The 18031-nt window shown below is 64.4% G+C and carries 19 protein-coding genes; 5 read left to right on the top strand and 14 right to left on the bottom strand.

What is annotated here, in order from left to right; genetic code table 11:
• Positions 1–78: 78 nt before the first annotated feature.
• From ugpQ to CDV46_RS10100, 12 genes are all read right to left on the bottom strand, one after another.
• Positions 79–858, bottom strand: coding sequence for a glycerophosphodiester phosphodiesterase (gene ugpQ, locus CDV46_RS10155; protein WP_087691446.1), 780 nt, complete (start codon positions 856–858; stop codon positions 79–81).
• Positions 855–1952: a sn-glycerol-3-phosphate import ATP-binding protein UgpC gene (locus tag CDV46_RS10150; protein ID WP_087691447.1), complete on the bottom strand. Its 1098-nt coding sequence runs from the start codon at positions 1950–1952 to the stop codon at positions 855–857. Before CDV46_RS10150 ends, ugpQ begins: the two co-directional genes overlap by 4 nt.
• 2 nt (positions 1953–1954) lie before the next feature.
• On the bottom strand, positions 1955–2800 hold the full coding sequence (gene ugpE / locus CDV46_RS10145; protein WP_058375725.1) for a sn-glycerol-3-phosphate ABC transporter permease UgpE: 846 nt from the start codon (positions 2798–2800) through the stop codon (positions 1955–1957).
• Entirely contained in the window at positions 2797–3693 is an 897-nt protein-coding gene (gene ugpA / locus CDV46_RS10140) for a sn-glycerol-3-phosphate ABC transporter permease UgpA (protein ID WP_058375724.1), read from the bottom strand. Before ugpA ends, ugpE begins: the two co-directional genes overlap by 4 nt.
• A gap of 138 nt (positions 3694–3831) precedes the next feature.
• Complete coding sequence (ugpB, locus tag CDV46_RS10135; protein ID WP_087691448.1) at positions 3832–5163, bottom strand: sn-glycerol-3-phosphate ABC transporter substrate-binding protein UgpB; 1332 nt, start codon at positions 5161–5163, stop codon at positions 3832–3834.
• A 277-nt stretch (positions 5164–5440) separates the two neighbouring features.
• Positions 5441–5911: a 23S rRNA (pseudouridine(1915)-N(3))-methyltransferase RlmH gene (gene rlmH, locus CDV46_RS10130; RefSeq protein ID WP_087722468.1), complete on the bottom strand. Its 471-nt coding sequence runs from the start codon at positions 5909–5911 to the stop codon at positions 5441–5443.
• 20 nt (positions 5912–5931) lie between these two features.
• Complete coding sequence (gene rsfS / locus CDV46_RS10125; RefSeq protein WP_087691450.1) at positions 5932–6384, bottom strand: ribosome silencing factor; 453 nt, start codon at positions 6382–6384, stop codon at positions 5932–5934.
• A 63-nt stretch (positions 6385–6447) separates the two neighbouring features.
• The gene (locus CDV46_RS10120; protein ID WP_087722467.1) at positions 6448–7152 is read right to left on the bottom strand and encodes a nicotinate-nucleotide adenylyltransferase; all 705 of its coding nucleotides are present in this window, start codon (positions 7150–7152) and stop codon (positions 6448–6450) included.
• Between the two features lie 13 nt (positions 7153–7165).
• Complete coding sequence (gene hemF, locus CDV46_RS10115; RefSeq protein ID WP_087691452.1) at positions 7166–8113, bottom strand: oxygen-dependent coproporphyrinogen oxidase; 948 nt, start codon at positions 8111–8113, stop codon at positions 7166–7168.
• A gap of 169 nt (positions 8114–8282) precedes the next feature.
• Entirely contained in the window at positions 8283–9182 is a 900-nt protein-coding gene (locus CDV46_RS10110) for a mechanosensitive ion channel family protein (protein ID WP_249277717.1), read from the bottom strand.
• Positions 9183–9509: 327 nt separating this feature from the next.
• On the bottom strand, positions 9510–10796 hold the full coding sequence (gene purD, locus CDV46_RS10105; protein WP_087691453.1) for a phosphoribosylamine--glycine ligase: 1287 nt from the start codon (positions 10794–10796) through the stop codon (positions 9510–9512).
• Positions 10797–10802: 6 nt separating this feature from the next.
• The gene (locus tag CDV46_RS10100) at positions 10803–11528 is read right to left on the bottom strand and encodes a YebC/PmpR family DNA-binding transcriptional regulator (protein ID WP_058375716.1); all 726 of its coding nucleotides are present in this window, start codon (positions 11526–11528) and stop codon (positions 10803–10805) included.
• Between the two features lie 437 nt (positions 11529–11965).
• Here CDV46_RS10100 and CDV46_RS10095 point away from each other — a divergent pair, with 437 nt between their 5' ends.
• Positions 11966–13447, top strand: coding sequence for a helicase HerA-like domain-containing protein (locus tag CDV46_RS10095; protein WP_249277736.1), 1482 nt, complete (start codon positions 11966–11968; stop codon positions 13445–13447).
• A 129-nt stretch (positions 13448–13576) separates the two neighbouring features.
• Positions 13577–14494 carry a DMT family transporter gene (locus CDV46_RS10090; protein WP_058375714.1) on the top strand — a complete coding sequence of 306 codons (918 nt, stop codon included), beginning with the start codon at positions 13577–13579 and terminating at the stop codon, positions 14492–14494.
• Positions 14495–14509: 15 nt separating this feature from the next.
• Here CDV46_RS10090 and upp read toward each other — a convergent pair whose 3' ends face one another.
• Complete coding sequence (gene upp / locus CDV46_RS10085; protein ID WP_058375713.1) at positions 14510–15160, bottom strand: uracil phosphoribosyltransferase; 651 nt, start codon at positions 15158–15160, stop codon at positions 14510–14512.
• 212 nt (positions 15161–15372) lie between these two features.
• Between upp and CDV46_RS10080 the strand changes: the two genes are divergently transcribed.
• The 3 genes from CDV46_RS10080 to CDV46_RS10070 all read left to right on the top strand — a co-directional run bounded on the left by CDV46_RS10080 (position 15373) and on the right by CDV46_RS10070 (position 17654).
• Positions 15373–16152 (top strand): SDR family oxidoreductase, encoded by a 780-nt coding sequence (locus CDV46_RS10080; RefSeq protein ID WP_087722466.1) that lies wholly within the window; start codon positions 15373–15375, stop codon positions 16150–16152.
• A gap of 30 nt (positions 16153–16182) precedes the next feature.
• Complete coding sequence (locus tag CDV46_RS10075) at positions 16183–16614, top strand: methylglyoxal synthase (RefSeq protein WP_087722465.1); 432 nt, start codon at positions 16183–16185, stop codon at positions 16612–16614.
• 65 nt (positions 16615–16679) lie between these two features.
• On the top strand, positions 16680–17654 hold the full coding sequence (locus tag CDV46_RS10070; protein ID WP_087691457.1) for a quinone oxidoreductase family protein: 975 nt from the start codon (positions 16680–16682) through the stop codon (positions 17652–17654).
• 87 nt (positions 17655–17741) lie between these two features.
• Here the strand turns inward: CDV46_RS10070 and CDV46_RS10065 are convergent, their stop codons facing one another.
• On the bottom strand, positions 17742–18023 hold the full coding sequence (locus CDV46_RS10065; RefSeq protein ID WP_058375709.1) for a YkvA family protein: 282 nt from the start codon (positions 18021–18023) through the stop codon (positions 17742–17744).
• Between the last annotated feature and the right edge of the window lie 8 nt (positions 18024–18031).

Raw genomic sequence — 18031 nt, 5'->3', positions numbered from 1 at the left:
ACGCCCTATTATGCCGCCTTGCGCCCCCGCCCGCCAGTTTCAGGGGGAGAGAGACCCCCTCACCCCAACCGCCGATCCTCAGGCGTCGGCGAGAAAATCAGCGCCGATCAGGTCGATACGATCGGTGCAGATGGCGTCAACGCCCCAAGCGGCCAGCTCTCGGGCACGGGCCGGATCGTTGACCGTATAGACCAGCATTTGCAGCCCGGCCGCCTTGATCTCGGCAACCTGCGGGCCGTCGAGGTGTTTATGGCTGGCGTGCAGCGACACCGTGGCAAGCGCCTTCGCGTCGTCGCGCCAGTGGGCCGGCACGGCTTCGTAGAGCATCCCACGGGGCAACTCAGGCGCGGCCTTGGCGGCCGCTTCGAGGGCTTCGTAAGAGAACGACGAGAGCAGCGGCGGCAGGCCGTGTGCAGGCCACAGCGCTTGCACGGCCTGTGCGACGAGCGTGCCCGTCTCGACTTCCCGCCCCGGGCAGGGCTTGATCTCGACGTTGGCGGCGAGACCGAGCGCCTGACAGCGCTCCGCGACCTGCGCCAGCGTGGGCATCACCTGCCCGGCAAAGCGCTCGTCGAACCAGGCACCGGCGTCGAGTTTCGCGATCTCGTCGTAGGTCATCTGCGCGGCGGCACCGTGGCCGTTGCTGGTGCGATCGACCGTATCGTCGTGCAGCAGAAAAACGACGTTATCCGCCGACAGCTTGGCGTCGAACTCGACCATTTGCAGGCCGAGCGAGGCGCCTGTCTCGAACGCCGCCAAAGTGTTCTCGGGGGCCAGCTTGCCGCCCCCCCGATGAGACACGATGCGCGGATACGGCCACGCGCGCCACAAATGAGAAGGCGTTGCGCTTTCGCTCATGCTTCGACTCGCTTGCCGGTGGACGGATCGAACAGGTGGAGTGCCTTTGCCGAGATGGCCAGCGGCACCACCGTGCCTGCCGCCGGACGCAGCTCGTGCGGCAAACGCACAGTGATGTGTTGATCGCCCCAGCGGCCGTGTGCCAGATTATCGGCACCCAGCAGTTCGAGCTGATCGACCATGACATTCGTTTGCGCCGCGAAGGCGCCGATGCCGTTCGGCTGTTCTGCCGGCACCAGATGCTCCGGACGCACGCCCAGCACCAGTTCGCGATTGGCGTGCGCCATGCTCGTGGGCGGCAGGCGCAGCGACGGGCCACCGCCGTCCACCTGGAACGAGCGGCCTTCCGTATCCACGCGGCCCTTGAGCAGGTTCATCGCGGGCGAGCCCATGAAGCTGGCGACAAACAACGACGCCGGGCGCTCGTACACATCCGAGGGCGTGCCGATCTGCTCCGCGTAGCCCTTGTTCATCACGATCACGCGATCCGCGAGCGTCATGGCTTCGACCTGATCGTGCGTGACGTACAGGCTGGTCGTCTTCAGGCGGCGATGCAGGCGCTGAATTTCCAGACGCATCTGCACGCGCAGCTTCGCATCCAGATTCGAGAGCGGCTCGTCGAACAGGAACACGGCCGGCTCGCGCACGATGGCGCGGCCCATGGCCACGCGCTGGCGCTGACCGCCCGAGAGTTCGCGCGGACGGCGTGCGAGCAGCGGTTCGAGTTCGAGAATCTTCGCGGCCGCGAGCACGCGCTCTTCGATCGTCTTCTTGTCGATGCCGCGAATCTTCAGGCCATACGACATGTTCTGACGCACATCCATGTGCGGATACAGCGCGTAGTTCTGGAACACCATCGCAATGTTGCGATCCTTCGGCTCCAGCTTGTTCACCACTTGAGAGCCGATCAGGATGCTGCCTTCGCTGACCGATTCGAGACCGGCCACCATGCGCAGCAGGGTCGACTTGCCGCAGCCCGACGGGCCGACGATGACCACGAATTCGCCGTCCTGGATATCGATGTCGACACCGTGCAGGATGTAGTTCGTCTGGTCGTAGGTTTTCTTGACGCTATGGAGTTTGAGATTTGCCATGATTACTTTTCCGAATCGACCAGACCGCGCACGAACCAACGCTGCATGAGCAGCACTACAGCGAGCGGCGGGAGCATCGCGAGTAGCGTGGCGCTCATCACGAGCTGCCATTGCGTGGCGGTATCCCCGCTGCCGATCATGCTCTTGATGCCCACCACGGCCGTCGTCATCGACGGGGCGTTGGTCACCAGAATCGGCCACAGGTACTGATTCCAGCCATAGATGAAGGTGATGACGAAGAGCGCTGCGATGTTCGTCTTCGAGAGCGGCAGCACCACATCCACGAAGAAGCGCATCGGGCCGGCGCCATCGATGCGCGCCGCTTCCACGAGTTCATCGGGCAGCGTCATGAAGAACTGCCGGAACAGGAACGTGGCCGTGGCCGATGCAATCAGCGGCACCGTCAGACCGACGTAACTGTTGATGAGCCCGAGGCTCGAGATCACCTGCACCGTCGGGAAAATACGCACTTCCACCGGCAGCATCAGCGTGACGAAGATCAGCCAGAAGAACAGGTTGCGCAGCGGGAAGCGGAAATACACGATGGCGAAGGCCGACAGAATCGACACCGAGATCTTGCCGATCGTGATGACCAGTGCCATCAGCAGGCTGTTGCCGAGCATCAGGCCGAACGGCATCGCCGAATCGCCCGTGCCCCGGCCCCACACCGTGCTGAGGTTATCCAGCAGGTGTGTGCTCGGAATGAGCGACAGAGGCACGTTGAAAATTTCGCGCTCGTTCATCGTGGCGGCGACGAACGCCACGTAGAGCGGAAAGACCACCAGCAGCACGCCGATCACCAGCATGACGTGGCAGAAGATGTCCAGGCCGCGACGGTTCTCGATCATGCGTATTGCACCTTGCGTTCGATGAAGCGGAACTGCACGACCGTGAGCACGATGACGATCGCCATCAGCACCACCGACTGGGCAGCCGAGCTACCGAGGTCGAGCCCCTTGAAGCCTTCCGAGTAGATCTTGTAGATGAGCGTCATGGTCGACTGGCCGGGGCCGCCGCCGGTGGCGGCATCGATCACCGGGAAGGTGTCGAAGAACGAGTACACGAGGTTCACCACGAGCAGGAAGAACGTGGTCGGCGAGATCAGCGGCAGCACCAGCCCGAAGAAACGCCGCACCGGACCGGCACCGTCGATGGCCGCCGCTTCGACCAGCGAGCGCGGAATCGCCTGCAAACCGGCGTAGAAGAACAGGAAGTTGTAGCTGATCTGTTTCCAGATCGACGCGAGCACGACCAGGAACATCGCCTGACCGCCGTTCAGCGCGTGGTTCCATTCCACGCCGAGTTTGCCGAGCCCGTAGGTCACGAGGCCGATACTCGGGTTGAACAGAAACGCCCACAACACCGCCGCAATCGCCGGGGCGACCGCGTACGGCCAGATGAGCAGCGTCTGGTACACGCGCTTGCCGCGCGTGACGCGATCGGCCATGGCGGCGAGCAGCAGCGAGATCACCAGCCCGCACACGGTCACCAGACCGCTGAAAATCATCGTGGTCCGAAACGATGCGAGATAGAGCGGATCGCGCCAGAGCGAGGTGAAGTTGTCGAAGCCGACGAACTGGCTGGAGAGCCCGAATGCGTCCTGCGTCGATGTCGATTGCCACAGGGCCTCGCCCGCGGGCCACAGAAAGAACACGACGGTAATGAATAGCTGCGGAGCGACGAGCGCGTACGGCAGCCAGCCGGTACCGAAGCGAGGGCGTTCTCTTGAGTTGTGCGCCATAACGATTTGAACCAATGAAAAAAACGCCAACCCGGCCCGCGTGGGCGGGCCGGGTGGCGTCATTGTAACGTCACGGTCATATTGGCCGATGCACGAAATGCGCGTGCATCGCTGTCAGTGCCGTGTGCGGGGTAGCGCTTAGCTTCCCGACTTTTCGAAGCGGCGCAGCAGGTCGTCGCCACGGGCCACCGCCTTATCCAGCGCGGCCTTCGGCGTTTGCTTGCCGCTCCACACGCCTTCGAGTTCTTCGTCGATCACCGTACGGATCTGCGGCATGTTGCCCAGACGCAGACCACGGGTGAACGGCAGAGGCGGCTTGTTGAGCATCTGCTTGATGGCCATGTCGGCGCCCGGGTTCTTCTCGTAGAAGCCTTGCTTCTCGGTCAGTTCGTAGGCCGCCTTGGTGACCGGCAGGTAGCCCGTGTCCTGGTGCCACTTCGCGGCCACGGCCGGCGAGGTGAGGTAGTTCAGGAACTTGGCCACGCCCTTGTACTCGGCCGACGACTTGCCGGCGAGCACCCACAGGCTGGCGCCACCGATGATGGCGTTCTGCGGGGCACCCTTCACGTCCGCGTCGTACGGCATCATGCCCACGCCGTAGCTGAACTTGGCGTACTTGGCGATGTTGGCGAGCGCACCCGAGGTGGTCATCGCGATACCGCAGTCGCCGCTGTAGAACTTCGAGGTCACTTCATCCTTGCGGCCCACATACGTGAACGTGCCTTCCTTGGCCATGTCGGCCAGGAACTGGATGTGCTTGGTTTGCTGCGGACCGTTGAAGACCAGCTTGGCGTCAAGACCGTCGAAGCCGTTGTTCTTCGTGGCGAACGGCAGGCCCTGCCATGCGCTGTAGTTCTCCAACTGCGTCCAGCTCTGCCAGCCCATCGTGAAACCGCACGACAGTCCAGCGGCCTTGAGCTTGGTGGCGTCTGCCTTCACGTCGGCCCACGTCTTGGGCGCGGTGTTCGGGTCGAGGCCCGCCTTCTTGAAGGCGTCCTTGTTGTAGTACAGCACCGGGGTCGAGCTGTTGAACGGCATCGACACGAGGTGATTGGTCTTGCTGTCGGCGTAGTAGCTGGCCACGGTCGGCACGAAAGCCGATTCGTCGAACGGCTCGCCGGCGTCCTTCATGACTTGCCAGACCGGCTTCACAGCCTTCTTGGCCTGCATCATCGTGGCCGTACCCACTTCGTACACCTGCAAAATTGCGGGGGCGTTGCCGGCACGGAAAGCAGCGATGCCTGCGGCCAGGCCCTGCTCGTAGTTGCCCTTGTAGATCGGAACGATCTTGTAATCGCTTTGCGAGGCGTTGAAATCGTTGGCGATCTGGTTGACGCGCTCGCCGAGAGCCGATTCCATCGAGTGCCAGAACTGGATCTCGGTGGCGGCCAGGGCCGACGTGCTCATGCCGAGCGCCAGGGCCGCACCGACGCCGGCCAGGGCGAGCGTGCGCAGGGAAGGTTGCTTCATGCCAATCTCCGGTGGTTCACGAGAAGTCTTGTCTGTTCGCGGTGCGAACGGTATAGCGCCGCGTAGACTACCACGCCGTCGTGTTTTTTCCACTCGCAGTGCAGCACCGTTTGTTGTATGGCGGCGTCTCGCAAGCGATTGACAGAATATTGGAATTCACCGGCGCGCCATGCCCGTAGGCGCGGGGCGTGGTCGTGGCCGAAGACCGCAGACAAACACAACGCGCCGTTGCACTGCACAAGCGGATTTGACTTATTTCTGACTTATTTGCCCGCGTCTAGACCCGATGGTACGGATGATTCGCGTTGATGCTCCACGCGCGGTAGAGCTGTTCGGCGAGCAGCACCCGCACCATGCCGTGCGGCATGGTGAGGCTGGACAAGCGGATGAGCGTATCGGCGCGGGCCTTGAGGGCCGGGTCGAGCCCGTCGGCACCGCCGATCACGAAGGCGACATCGCGGCCGTCCTGCTGCCAGCCGGTGAGCGACTGGGCGAGGCGCATCGTGGTGAGGTCCGTGCCGCGCTCGTCCAGACAGATGAGCCGGCAGCCGCGCGGCAGGGCCGCGTCGATGCGCTGCGCCTCGGCAGCCATCACGGTCTCAGCGGTGCGGGAGTTGGAGCGTTGCTCCGGCTTGATTTCCTTGAGTTCGATGCGCAGCTCGGGGGGCATGCGCTTCGCGTACTCGGCAAAGGCGGTCTCGATCCAGCCGGGCATCTTGTGCCCGACCGCGAGAATGTACAGACGCATGACAGCGAAACCGGCGGGTCTTACTTGGCGGCCTTGCGGCGTGCCGGTGCCTTGGCTTCGGCGGCGTCGTCGCCGTCGTCTTCCGCTTCGCCGTCATCTTCGGCGCTGGCCTTGACACCGGCCTTGGTGCCCGCGGCCTTCAGGCGCACGGGCTTCTCGCCCCAGATCTCTTCCAGGTTGTAGTACTGGCGCAGGGCCGGTTGCATGATGTGCACGATGGCGTCGCCGGTATCGACCAGCACCCATTCGCCCACGTCTTCACCTTCCATGCTGATGACGTCGCCGCCGGCTGCCTTGACCTTGTCGCGCACGCTGGCGGCGAGGGCCTTGGTCTGGCGGTTGGACGTACCGCTGGCGATGATCACGCGCTCAAACAGGGCGGTGAGGTGCTCGGTGTTGTACACCTTGATGTCCTGGGCCTTGACGTCTTCGAGGGCGTCGACGATAAGGCGCTGAAGTTTACGAATATCCATAGTGCGTTGTCTTGGTGAAGCAGAGGCAAACAGGGGCGCGAGACGGCGGGCCGCTAGGGCTTGTCAGGCGCGATACAGGTGTTGCGCGCGGATGTACTCCCACACGGGTTCGGGCAGATTCGCAGGCCGTGAGGCTGCGTCTGTCGCGTGCGCCAGTGCGGCGCGCAACTCGGTGGCGGAGATGTCGACGGCCAGTGAGTCGTCGATCAGGATGCCGCCGCATGGCGTGGATTGTACCCCGAGCGCGGACTTTTCCCTTTCTGCGAAGACTTCACGCAGTGGCAGGGACGCCGTTTCGCGGCTGAAACCCGGCCGGGCCGCCGCACATACGTGGGCGTAATCGAACAGTTCGCGCCAGGCGTGCCACGTGTCCAGACGCACCAGTTGGTCCGAGCCGATCAGCAGCGACAGCGATGCTTGCGGCCCGTAATCGGCGCGCAACTCGCGCAGCGTATCGATCGTATAGCTGGGGCCGGCTCGCTCGATTTCGCGGGTGCTCACGATCAGTTGCGTGGCCGGATGCGTGCGTTGCAACTCTTCAGCCAGCAATTCGGCGGCCAGCCGGGTCATTGCCAGACGGTGCACGGCGGGCGTGCTGCCCTGCTTTTGCGGTTGTTGGCCGGCAGGCATGAGCAACAGCTCGTCGAGCGCGAGCGTGCGGGCAAACAGTGCGCCCAGCGCCAGATGGCCGGTATGAATCGGGTCGAACGTGCCGCCGAGCACGCCGATGCGCTTGGGGCCTCGGGCGGCGCGAGAGGTGACGGTCATGCGTGGGTCGCCTTCACACCCACTCGCGGCGCACGAGGAAATCGGTATAGAGCTTGGCTTCCGGGGTGTCCGGCTCCGGCTTCCAGTCGTAGTGCCACTTCACGATCGGCGGCATCGACATCAGGATCGACTCGGTACGGCCGCCCGATTGCAGGCCGAAATGCGTGCCACGGTCCCAGACCAGATTGAATTCGACGTAGCGGCCACGGCGATGCGCCTGAAAATCGCGCTCGCGCTCGCCGTACGGCATGCCGCGGCGGCGTTCCACGATCGGCACATAGGCGTCGAGGAAGGCGTCGCCCACGCTTTGCATGACCGCAAAGCCGGTCTCGAAGCCGCCGCCCGAGAAATCGTCGAAGAAGATACCGCCGATGCCGCGCGGCTCTTGCCGGTGCTTCAGATAGAAGTACTCGTCGCACCAGGTCTTGAAGCGCGGGTACCAATCGGTGCCGAACGGATCGAGGGCGTCCTTGCAGGTCTGGTGGAAATGCCGGCAGTCGTCTTCGAATGCGTAATAAGGCGTGAGGTCCATGCCGCCGCCGAACCAGAACGCGGGGGCTTCGCCGGGGGCGGTCGCGATCAGGATGCGCACGTTGAAGTGCACGGTCGGGCAGTACGGATTACGGGGATGCAGAACGAGCGAGACGCCAAGGGCTTCGAAACCGCGTCCGGCCAATTCGGGGCGCGAGGCGCTGGCCGAGCCGGGGAGCTTGTCGCCCACCACGTGGGAGAAGTTCACGCCGCCGCGCTCGAAGAAATCACCGTCGTCGAGCACCCGGGTGCGGCCGTCGCCACGCAGCGCGCCGTCGGCCGGGCGCTGCCAGTCGTCGGCGAGAAAGCGCTTGCCGTCGAGCCGTTCCAGCGTTTCGACAATACGGTCTTGCAGACCGAGCAGATAAGTTCGCACTGCGCCGGTGTCCGGCATCTGTGCGGCGTCTTTCGCCGTCGTGCTCGCGGTCATCCTTCTACGTCCCGTTTTGGTAATAGACGGATTGTACCGGCTGGCGGGCGTTCAGGGGCGTCAGGCGGGGCGCCGGGGCGGCGTTTATGCCGCCCGGATGACCCGTATCAAGGTGTTGAGGTGACTTTCGGGACGTTCGCGAAGCCCGTCCTGATGTTGAATGCGCAGTTCAGGGCGCCGGAGCGTTCGGGCGCGAGCCCGCCGGCGCGGCATTGCCCGTGCCGATGATCGGCGCGTTCGCGCTGGCGTTGCCGCCGCCCACATCCGCTGGCGGCGGCATGAGGATCTGGCGCGGCGCGGGTACCGGCCAGTGCGCCGTACCGCCGACTTCGGCAATCGCCCGGTTGGTGTCGAAATACACCTGCCAGTAGTCGCGGTTGTGGCAGTACGGCCGCACCGCGAGCACCGGCCCGGCCGGATTGAACTCCAGAATGGCGACGTCCACGGCGGGCGCACTCATCACGTTCGGAATCTGGGCGATACGCGCCTTGAGACGCGCTACGGCGTCCTGCACGTCGACCGTATGGGCCAACTGCGCGCTCAGATCGACGCGCCGGAACGCGTTGGCGTCGTAGACCGTGATGTTGTCGCTGAACACCTTCGTGTTACCCACATAGACGCGCAGGTTGTCTGCCGTGGTCATCGTCGTGACGAACAGGCCGATCTCGTCGACCACGCCGGTCACGCCGCCGGCGCTGATCATGTCGCCCGTCTTGAACGGGCGCAGCACGATCAGGAAGATGCCCGAGGCAAAGTTCGACAGCAGCCCGGACCAGGCCGCGCCGATGGCGATGCCGGCAGCGGCAAGCAGCGCCGCGAACGACGTGGTCTCGATACCGCAGACGCTCAGGATGGTGATGACCAAGGCGATGCGCAAGGCAATGCGCAACGACGATTCGGAGTAACGGACGAGAGTGGGATCGATGGCCCGGCGGGTCATCGCGGCCCGCACGAGGCGGGCGACCAGATTGATGACGATGCCGCCGATGATCCAGATGACGACTGCCATCAGGATCTTCAGTCCGAATGGCACCAGATAATCGTTGACCAGCTTGTTGAGGTCGAACATACGCGTCTCCGTCGAGCGAGGGATCTGTCGGGAAAACTGCTGGGTTCCGCCGAGGCTGGCCGGAGGGGGGTGACCGAGGGCGTTTGCCACGCATTCCATCGTGGAACTACGCAGGTTGCGCCGCTGCCAGCGTGCCAATTTGCGTTTCGCTTGTCAATCTTGCCGATGGGATAACGAAATGACGCCGATGTGATGCCGATGTGGCGAACGCGTCACGTTCCAACAATGTCGCGCCTGAAATGACAACGGCCCGGACGACTTGTGGCCGTCCGGGCCGTGGGGCATCAACTTGCCGGTGCCTCAGTGCGGCACCTCAATACAACGCAATCAGGCCGTGCCTTCCGGCTTGCGCGCGAGGGCGCGGTTGCCGATGTCGTGGCGATATTGCATGCCGTCGAAGCTGATCTGGTTGACCATCTGGTACGCCACGCTTTGCGCGCCGCGCACCGTGTCCGACAAGCCGACCACGCACAGCACGCGTCCGCCGGTGACCGACAGCACGTCGTTCTCCAACTGCGTACCGGCATGGAATGTCACGCAATCGCTGGTCTCGGCGGGAATCTCCGAGATGCGGTCGGCCTTGCGCGGGTTATCCGGGTAGCCGTAAGCGGCGAGCACCACGCCCAGCGCATAGCGGCGGTCCCAGTCGAGTTCGACCTTATCGAGCGTACCGGCAATCGCGTGCTCGACCACCACCGAGAAGTCGCCCTTCAGGCGCGCCATGATCGGCTGCGTCTCGGGGTCGCCCATGCGGCAGTTGAATTCGAGCGTCTTGATATTGCCTTGCGGGTCGATCATCAGGCCGGCGTAAAGGAAGCCCGTGTAGCGGATGCCATCGGTTTCCATACCGCGCACGGTCGGCAGAATGATCTCGCGCATCACGCGAGCGTGAATTTGCGGCGTGACGATCGGCGCGGGCGAGTAGGCACCCATGCCGCCCGTGTTCGGGCCCTGATCGTTGTCGAGCAGACGCTTGTGATCCTGCGACGTGGCGAGCGGCAGCACGTTCTTGCCGTCGACCATGACGATGAAGCTGGCTTCTTCGCCTTGCAGGAATTCCTCGATGACCACACGCGCACCGGCGTCGCCGAGCTTGTTGTCCGCGAGCATCGCGTCCACGGCGTTGTGCGCTTCTTCCAGCGACATCGCCACGACCACGCCCTTGCCAGCGGCCAGACCATCGGCCTTGATCACGATCGGCGCACCCTTGGCGTCGATGTAAGCGTGGGCCTTGGCCGCGTCGGAGAACGTTTCGTAATCGGCGGTCGGAATGCCGTGGCGCTTCATGAACGCCTTGGCGAAGTCCTTCGACGATTCGAGCTGCGCCGCTTCACGCGTCGGGCCGAACACCTTCAGGCCACGGGCACGGAAGATATTGACGATACCGGCGGCGAGCGGTGCTTCGGGGCCGACCACGGTGAGGGCGATGCCTTCACGAATGGCGAACTCGGCGAGCACGTTCGGATCGCTGATCGGGACATTGCGCAGGCGCTCGTCGAGCGCCGTGCCGCCGTTGCCCGGGGCGACGTAGACCAGTTGGATGCGCGACGATTGCGCGAGCTTCCACGCCAGGGCGTGTTCACGGCCACCCGAGCCGACAACCAGAATCTTCATGCTTGTTTATTCCTCGATGACGGCGTTGGTAAAGACTTCCTGCACGTCGTCGAGGTTTTCGAGCGCGTCGAGCAGCTTTTGCATCTTCAGGGCGTCTTCGCCGGTGAAGACCACTTCGGTTTGCGGCTTCATCGTGACTTCCGCGACTTCGGCCTTCAGGCCGGCGGCTTCGAGCTTGGTCTTGACCGTCTGGAAGTCGTTGGCCGGGCAGATCACTTCGAAGCTGCCGTCGTCGTTGCTGATGACGTCGTCGGCACCTGCATCGAGGGCGACTTCCATCAGCTTGTCTTCCGGCGTTTCCGGCGAGAACAGGAACTGGCCGCAATGCGTGAACAGGAAGGCCACCGAGCCGTCGGTGCCCATGTTGCCGCCGAACTTCGAGAAGGCGTGACGCACTTCCGCAACGGTACGCACGCGGTTGTCCGTCATGGTGTCGACGATCACGGCCGCGCCGTTGATGCCGTAGCCTTCGTAGCGAATTTCTTCGTAGTTGGCGCCGTCCAGACCGCCCACGCCGCGATCGATCGCGCGCTTGACGTTGTCCTTTGGCATGTTCGCATCGGCAGCCTTTTCCACGGCCAGACGCAGGCGCGGGTTGCTGTCGGCGTCACCGCCGCCCAGACGCGCTGCCACGGTGATTTCCTTGATCAGGCGTGTCCAGACTTTACCGCGCTTGGCATCTGCCGCAGCCTTCTTGTGTTTGATGTTGGCCCATTTGCTATGACCCGCCATGAAATTCTCCGTCGTGCCGCAGTGCGGCTGAATATGCCGCTGGTCCGCGCAATGCCGCGCGGCCAGCCTTTGAAACGGGAGCGCCCGCCACCGAAGGGCAGCGGGCGCTTGACAGGCATGGCCCTCGGCCTGCGAGGCCCGGGCGGCAACCTGCCGCTATAATCGGAGGCAATTTTATCATGCCGCCGCACCGTGCCACGGGTGTTTGCTGCGCCGTGTCACGACCCGCACCGTGTCTACTGCCGAGGTCGCTCATGCCTAAGAAGCCCGCGCCGTCGCAAGCGTCGCCGTCCCCCGCATCTGCTTCAAGCGCTACTTCCCGCTCTGCATCTCCCGTTGAATCCGCCTCATCCTCCGGCGCTGCCGGTACGCATGAAACCGGGGCACCGCTCGTCATCGCCCGCAACGACCAGCACCTGCTCGGCCTGCTGCCCGCCATGGGCAACCGCCACGGCCTGATCACTGGCGCGACCGGCACGGGCAAGACCGTCACGCTGCAAGTCATGGCGCAGGCGTTCTCCGATATCGGCGTGCCCGTGTTTCTCGCCGACGTGAAGGGCGATCTCACTGGCATCACCCAACCGGGCGCAGAGACTCCCAAGCTCAAGGAACGCATCGCCAATCTGGGCTTCGATACCCCCGACTGGCACGGCAGCCCCGCCATGCTCTGGGATGTGTTCGGCGAGCAGGGCCATCCGGTGCGCGCCACCGTCTCCGATCTCGGCCCGTTGCTGCTCGCACGCCTGTTGGGCCTGAACGAGACGCAGACCGGCGTGCTCAACCTCGTCTTCAAGATTGCCGACGACAACGGTCTGTTGTTGCTCGACAGCAAAGACCTGCGCGCGATGCTCCAGCACGTGGGCGAGAACGCGTCGAGCTTCACCACGCAGTACGGCAATATCTCGGCCGCATCGGTCGGGGCCATCCAACGCGGGTTGCTCGCGCTGGAGCAGCAGGGCGCCGACAAGTTTTTCGGCGAACCGATGCTCAACATCGACGACTTCATGCAGACCGATGCGCAAGGGCGCGGCATCGTCAACATTCTCGCCGCCGACAAACTGCTCACCGCGCCGCGCATCTACGGCACGTTCCTGTTGTGGCTGCTGGCCGAACTGTTCGAGCGTCTGCCCGAAGTGGGCGACCCTGATAAGCCGAAGCTCGTGTTCTTCTTCGACGAGGCGCATCTGCTGTTCAACGAGGCCCCGAAGGCGTTGCTGGAGCGCATCGAGCAGATGGTTCGCCTGATCCGTTCGAAGGGCGTCGGCGTGTACTTCGTCACGCAGAATCCGGTGGACGTGCCCGATACCGTGCTCGGACAGCTGGGCAATCGCGTGCAGCATGCGTTGCGCGCCTATTCGCCGCGCGACCAGAAGGCCGTGAAGGTGGCTGCGCAGACGATGCGGGCGAACCCGTCACTCGATATCGAGAAGGTCATTGGCGAACTGGGCGTGGGCGAGGCCTTGGTGTCGCTGCTCGATGAAAAGGGACGCCCGACCGTGACGGAGCGTGCGTATATCGCGCCGCCGGCCTCGCGCATCGGGCCGATCACGCCGCAAGAGCGGCAGGCGGTGATGGCGAACTCGCTGGTCGCGGGCGTGTACGAGACGGCGGTCGATCGTGAATCGGCGTATGAAAAGCTCGTGGGCCGCACGGAGAACCGCCAACCTGACACGCCGGGCGGTGCGGCTCCGGCAGGGGGTGAGTCCTCGGGTGGTTTGCTCGACGCGGTGAAGGACTCGCTTGGCGGTCTTCTCGGCGGCGGCAGTGGCAGCACTGGCGGCGCGCGCGGTTCGAGCCGCAAGGACACGCCGATCGACGCCATGGTCAAGAGCACGGCCCGCACGATCGGCAGTCAGTTGGGACGCGAAATCGTACGTGGCGTACTCGGCAGCATCTTCGGCGGCAATCGTCGTAGGTAGTCGACGCCGGTAGTCGTTACCGGCAGTCGCCGGTCGCCACCGGTATGCATCGTTGATAGCAATCCGGCCACTCGCGAGTGGCCCGCATCACCCTTACAACAATAACAATGAAGGAGTCTGCGCTTCCCGATGTCTCTGAAAACGTCGCTTGACCCGGTGCGTACCGGTGTTGCCCACGATCCGCTGTGGCTGCGTGCCGCGCCGCTGATCTTCCTGTTCCTGTGGTCGGTCGGCTTCACGGTCGCCAAGATCGGCCTCGCGTACGCCGATCCGCTCACGTTCCTCGCGCTGCGCTACGGCCTCGTGCTGGTGTTGCTCGCGCCGCTGGCCATCGTGATGCGGCCGCCCTTGCCGAAGACCGCGGCGGCGTGGGGGCATCTCATCGTCATCGGCCTGCTGATTCAGGCGTTGTATTTCAGCATGACGTATCTCGCGCTGCGCATTGGCGTCTCGGCGGGCAGCGTGGCGCTGATTACGTCGCTGCAACCGATTCTCGTGGCACTGGCGGTGCCGCATCTGGTCGGCGAGCGTGTGAGCGGGATGAACTGGATCGGTCTGGGGCTCGGACTGGCCGGAGCGGCGCTGGTGATCGTGGCGCGCTCGGCAGTGGAGGCGACGTCGGCACTCGGCCTGCTGTTCACCTTCATCGCATTGGGCGCAATTACCTGCGGCACGCTGTATGAAAAGCGCTTCGGTGTCGGGCAGCACCCGATCACGTCCAATCTCGTGCAGTACGCCGTGGGCTTTGCCGCGACGCTGCCGCTGGCATGGTGGCTCGAACCGATGCACGTCTCATGGACGTGGCAACTCAGCCTCTCGCTCGTCTACCTTGTCATCGGCAATTCGATCGTGGCCATCTCGTTGCTGCTGGCGATGATCCGGAGAGGCGAAGCGTCGCGCGTCTCGGCGCTGTTCTTTCTCGTGCCGCCCGCCGCCGCACTGGCCGCGTGGATCATGGTCGGGGAACACATGCCGCCACTCGCGTGGGGCGGGATGGTGCTCGCCGCCATCGGCGTAGCGATGGCGACGCGGCGCAAGGCGCGCTGACGGGGGGAGCCGGCCCTAGTTCTTCGTGCCGAACAGACGGTCACCGGCGTCGCCCAGACCCGGGATGATGTAAGCGTGGTCGTCCAGACGCTCGTCGAGCGAGGCCACGTACAACTTCACGCCCGGGTGGGCATCGTGCAGCACCTTCACGCCTTCCGGGGCGGCAACGAGGGCGAGGAAGGCAATGTTCTCTTCCTCGACGCCACGCTTGCGCAGCACGTCGACCGCGTGCACGGCCGAGTAGCCGGTGGCGACCATCGGATCGCACAGGATGAAACGGCGGTCGGCCACGTCGGGCAGGCGCACCAGATATTCCACCGGGCGGTGTTGCTCGTCGCGATACACGCCGATATGACCGACGCGTGCCGACGGCACCAGATCGAGCAGGCCGTCGCTCATGCCCACGCCTGCGCGCAGCACCGGCACGATGGCCAGCTTCTTGCCGGCGATGACGGGGGCGTCCATGGTGACCATTGGCGTCTCGATCGACTCGGTCGTGAGCGGCAGGTCGCGGGTGATTTCATAGCCCATGAGCAAGGTGATCTCGCGCAGCAGGCCACGGAACGTGCGCGTCGAGGTTTCCTTGTCGCGCATGTGCGAGAGCTTGTGCTGGATCAGCGGGTGATCGCAGATGAAGAGATTCGGGAAGCGATTATCTTGTTTCATGGCAGCATTCTGAGGCAGGGCCGGTGTGGCCCGCATGGCCGCGATTTTAGCCGATGCCGGCTACGGCGGTCCGGCTTTCGACACCACGCGCCGGAAATGCGGCCCATCACGCCGCGCGTCAGCGGCTATCTCCCGATTCCCTTAGAATCGCTGCAAGACGGCTCGCAGGGCCGTATTTCCACGAATTCTCGACTGACTTGGAAGGCTGAACCATGGATCTGGGAATCAAGGGCCGCACGGCGCTGGTGTGCGGTGCGAGCAAGGGGCTGGGGCGCGCTTGCGCACAGGCGCTGGCCGAAGCGGGGGCCGACGTGGTGATCGTCGCGCGCACGGCGGCGGCACTCAATGAAGCCGCGGATGCGATCCGCGCCTCGACGGGCGTGACGGTGACCGCCGTCGCTTGCGACATCACCACGCCGGAAGGCCGTGCACAAGCACTCGCCGCGTGTGCGCAACCCGACATTCTCGTGACCAACGCGGGCGGCCCGCCGCCGGGCGATTTTCGGGAATGGCAGCGCGACGACTGGATTCGCGCGCTCGACGCCAACATGCTCACCCCGATCGAACTGATCAAGGCGACCGTCGACGGCATGATCGCGCGCCGCTTTGGCCGCATCGTGAACATCACGTCGTCGGCCGTGAAGGCACCGATCGACATTCTGGGCCTCTCGAACGGTGCTCGCTCGGGCCTGACGGGTTTTGTGGCCGGCCTGTCGCGCACGACCGTCGCCCACAACGTCACGATCAACAATCTGCTGCCGGGGGCGTTCGATACCGACCGTCTGGCCGGCACGATGAAAGCGTGGGCAGACAAGAGCGGCCAGTCGGTGGACGAAGCCCGTGCCAAGCGGGCCGCCGCGATTCCCGCGCGCCGCTTCGGCCAGCCGGACGAATTCGGCGCGACGTGCGCGTTCCTTTGCAGCGCGCAGGCCGGGTACATCACCGGGCAGAACGTGCTGATCGACGGCGGCGCTTATCCCGGTACTTTCTAGGCCGGCACTTTCTAGGCAGAGACTTCCCACATGACCGTAACTACCGTCACGAGCGCACCGAAGGTTCGCATCGCCCTCATCGCGCACGACAAGAAGAAAGATGAAATTCTGGCCGTCGCGCGCGATTACGTGGACGTGCTGCGCCAGTGCGACCTCGTCGCCACCGGCACCACGGGCGGGCGCATCGCCATGGAGCTAGGCCTCGACGTGGAGCGCAAGCTCTCCGGCCCGCATGGCGGCGATCTGCAAATCGGCGCCCAACTGGCCGAAGGCCGCGTCGACATGGTGCTGTTTCTGCGCGACCCGATGACGCCCCAGCCGCACGAACCCGATATCAATGCGCTCGTGCGCGCCTGCGACGTGCACAACGTGCCGTGCGCAACCAATAGTTCGACGGCTCGCTTGTTGCTGGAGCAGTTGATCATTCGTCTTGCGGCCCAGCCGAAAGCGCTGGCGACCTGATCGTCACGCGCTCGGCAGGCAACCGATATCCCCAGAACAAACCCCCGAATAATCAAGGAGCGAGGATGACAAAAGCGATCCGCATCGAAACGAATGGCGGTCCGGAAGTGATGCAGTACGTGGACGTGCAAGTCGGCGAGCCGGGCCCGGGTGAGGCGCGCGTGCGTCACAACGCGGTCGGGTTGAACTACATCGACGTGTATTTCCGTACCGGTCTGTATCCGCAGCCGCTGCCCGCCGGGCTTGGCATGGAAGCCTCGGGCGTCGTCGAAGCCGTGGGCGAAGGCGTCACGCATGTGAAGCCGGGCGACCGTGTGGCGTACGCCAGCCGCCCGTGCGGTGCTTACTCGCAGGCGCGTGTGATGCCCGCCGCACCGCTGGTGCGTCTGCCCGACGCGATCACCGACGACCAGGCCGCCGCCATGATGCTGCAAGGCATGACGGCGCAATACCTGCTGCGTCGCACGTATCCGGTGAAAGCGGGCGACACGATCCTGATTCATGCAGCCGCCGGCGGCGTGGGGCTGATTGTGTGCCAATGGGCCAAGGCACTCGGCGCGACGGTCATCGGGACGGTCGGTTCCGACGAGAAAGCCGCGCTGGTGCGTCAGCACGGCTGCGATCACCCGATCGTCTACACGCGCGAGAACTTTGTCGAGCGCGTGAAGGACATCACGGGTGGCGAAGGCGTGCCCGTGGTGTACGACTCGATCGGCAAAGACACCTTCATCGGTTCGCTCGACTGCCTGCGTCCGCTTGGCACGATGGTGAACTTCGGTAATGCCTCGGGCCCGGTGACGCAGATCAACACGGCCGATCTGGTCTCGCGCGGCTCGCTGTTCTTCACGCGTCCGACCTTGTTCAACTACACGGCCAAGCGTGCAGATCTGGAAGCGACGGCCAACGAGTTGTTCGATGTGGTGGCGAAGGGCACCGTGAAGATCGAAGTCAACCAGCGTTATGCGCTGGCTGACGTCGCTCAGGCGCATCGTGATCTCGAAGCGCGCAAGACGACGGGCTCGACGCTGCTGATGCCGTAATCGGGGCCTCCGGCCTTCGTGCAGAAAAGAAAAGGGACGCCAGTGGCGTCCCTTTTTCGTTGGCGCTGGTGTCGCCGCAGCGACCGTTCAGGCGCGTTGCGTGAAGATATGCGCGCGGGCGTCCTCGCGCACGTCGACGGGCAGGCGCCCGACCAGCCAGTGCACCACCATGCCGATGATCACCACGTCGTCGAGCAGGCCAAAAACCGGTACAAAGTCGGGAATCAGGTCGAACGGGCTGAGCAGATAGACGACCAGTGCCGCCACGGCGGGCAGCAGCCAGCGCGGGCGGCGCGGGTCACGCACCGCGTGCCAAAGAATTCGGAAATCGTGGCGCGCCACTTGCCACAGACGCAGAAAACGTTTCACTTGCAGAC

This window comes from Pandoraea sp. PE-S2T-3, from assembly GCF_002179965.1.
GTDB lineage: Bacteria > Pseudomonadota > Gammaproteobacteria > Burkholderiales > Burkholderiaceae > Pandoraea.
The sequence above is the reverse complement of the archived record's forward strand: the minus strand, read 5'-3'. Positions and strand labels throughout refer to the sequence as shown.

Excerpts from the sequence above, each read along its gene's own strand:
- CDV46_RS10150 (WP_087691447.1), bottom strand. The coding sequence starts at position 1,952 with ATGGCAAATCTCAAACTCCATAGCGTCAAGAAAACCTACGACCAGACG.
- CDV46_RS10100 (WP_058375716.1), bottom strand. The coding sequence starts at position 11,528 with ATGGCGGGTCATAGCAAATGGGCCAACATCAAACACAAGAAGGCTGCG.
- ugpA (WP_058375724.1), bottom strand. The coding sequence starts at position 3,693 with ATGGCGCACAACTCAAGAGAACGCCCTCGCTTCGGTACCGGCTGGCTG.
- CDV46_RS10080 (WP_087722466.1), top strand. The coding sequence starts at position 15,373 with ATGGATCTGGGAATCAAGGGCCGCACGGCGCTGGTGTGCGGTGCGAGC.
- CDV46_RS10090 (WP_058375714.1), top strand. The coding sequence starts at position 13,577 with ATGTCTCTGAAAACGTCGCTTGACCCGGTGCGTACCGGTGTTGCCCAC.
- CDV46_RS10070 (WP_087691457.1), top strand. The coding sequence starts at position 16,680 with ATGACAAAAGCGATCCGCATCGAAACGAATGGCGGTCCGGAAGTGATG.
- CDV46_RS10075 (WP_087722465.1), top strand. The coding sequence starts at position 16,183 with ATGACCGTAACTACCGTCACGAGCGCACCGAAGGTTCGCATCGCCCTC.
- CDV46_RS10095 (WP_249277736.1), top strand. The coding sequence starts at position 11,966 with ATGGGCAACCGCCACGGCCTGATCACTGGCGCGACCGGCACGGGCAAG.
- ugpB (WP_087691448.1), bottom strand. The coding sequence starts at position 5,163 with ATGAAGCAACCTTCCCTGCGCACGCTCGCCCTGGCCGGCGTCGGTGCG.
- rsfS (WP_087691450.1), bottom strand. The coding sequence starts at position 6,384 with ATGGATATTCGTAAACTTCAGCGCCTTATCGTCGACGCCCTCGAAGAC.
- upp (WP_058375713.1), bottom strand. The coding sequence starts at position 15,160 with ATGAAACAAGATAATCGCTTCCCGAATCTCTTCATCTGCGATCACCCG.
- CDV46_RS10110 (WP_249277717.1), bottom strand. The coding sequence starts at position 9,182 with ATGTTCGACCTCAACAAGCTGGTCAACGATTATCTGGTGCCATTCGGA.
- ugpE (WP_058375725.1), bottom strand. The coding sequence starts at position 2,800 with ATGATCGAGAACCGTCGCGGCCTGGACATCTTCTGCCACGTCATGCTG.
- ugpQ (WP_087691446.1), bottom strand. The coding sequence starts at position 858 with ATGAGCGAAAGCGCAACGCCTTCTCATTTGTGGCGCGCGTGGCCGTAT.
- rlmH (WP_087722468.1), bottom strand. The coding sequence starts at position 5,911 with ATGCGTCTGTACATTCTCGCGGTCGGGCACAAGATGCCCGGCTGGATC.
- CDV46_RS10120 (WP_087722467.1), bottom strand. The coding sequence starts at position 7,152 with ATGACCGTCACCTCTCGCGCCGCCCGAGGCCCCAAGCGCATCGGCGTG.
- purD (WP_087691453.1), bottom strand. The coding sequence starts at position 10,796 with ATGAAGATTCTGGTTGTCGGCTCGGGTGGCCGTGAACACGCCCTGGCG.
- hemF (WP_087691452.1), bottom strand. The coding sequence starts at position 8,113 with ATGACCGCGAGCACGACGGCGAAAGACGCCGCACAGATGCCGGACACC.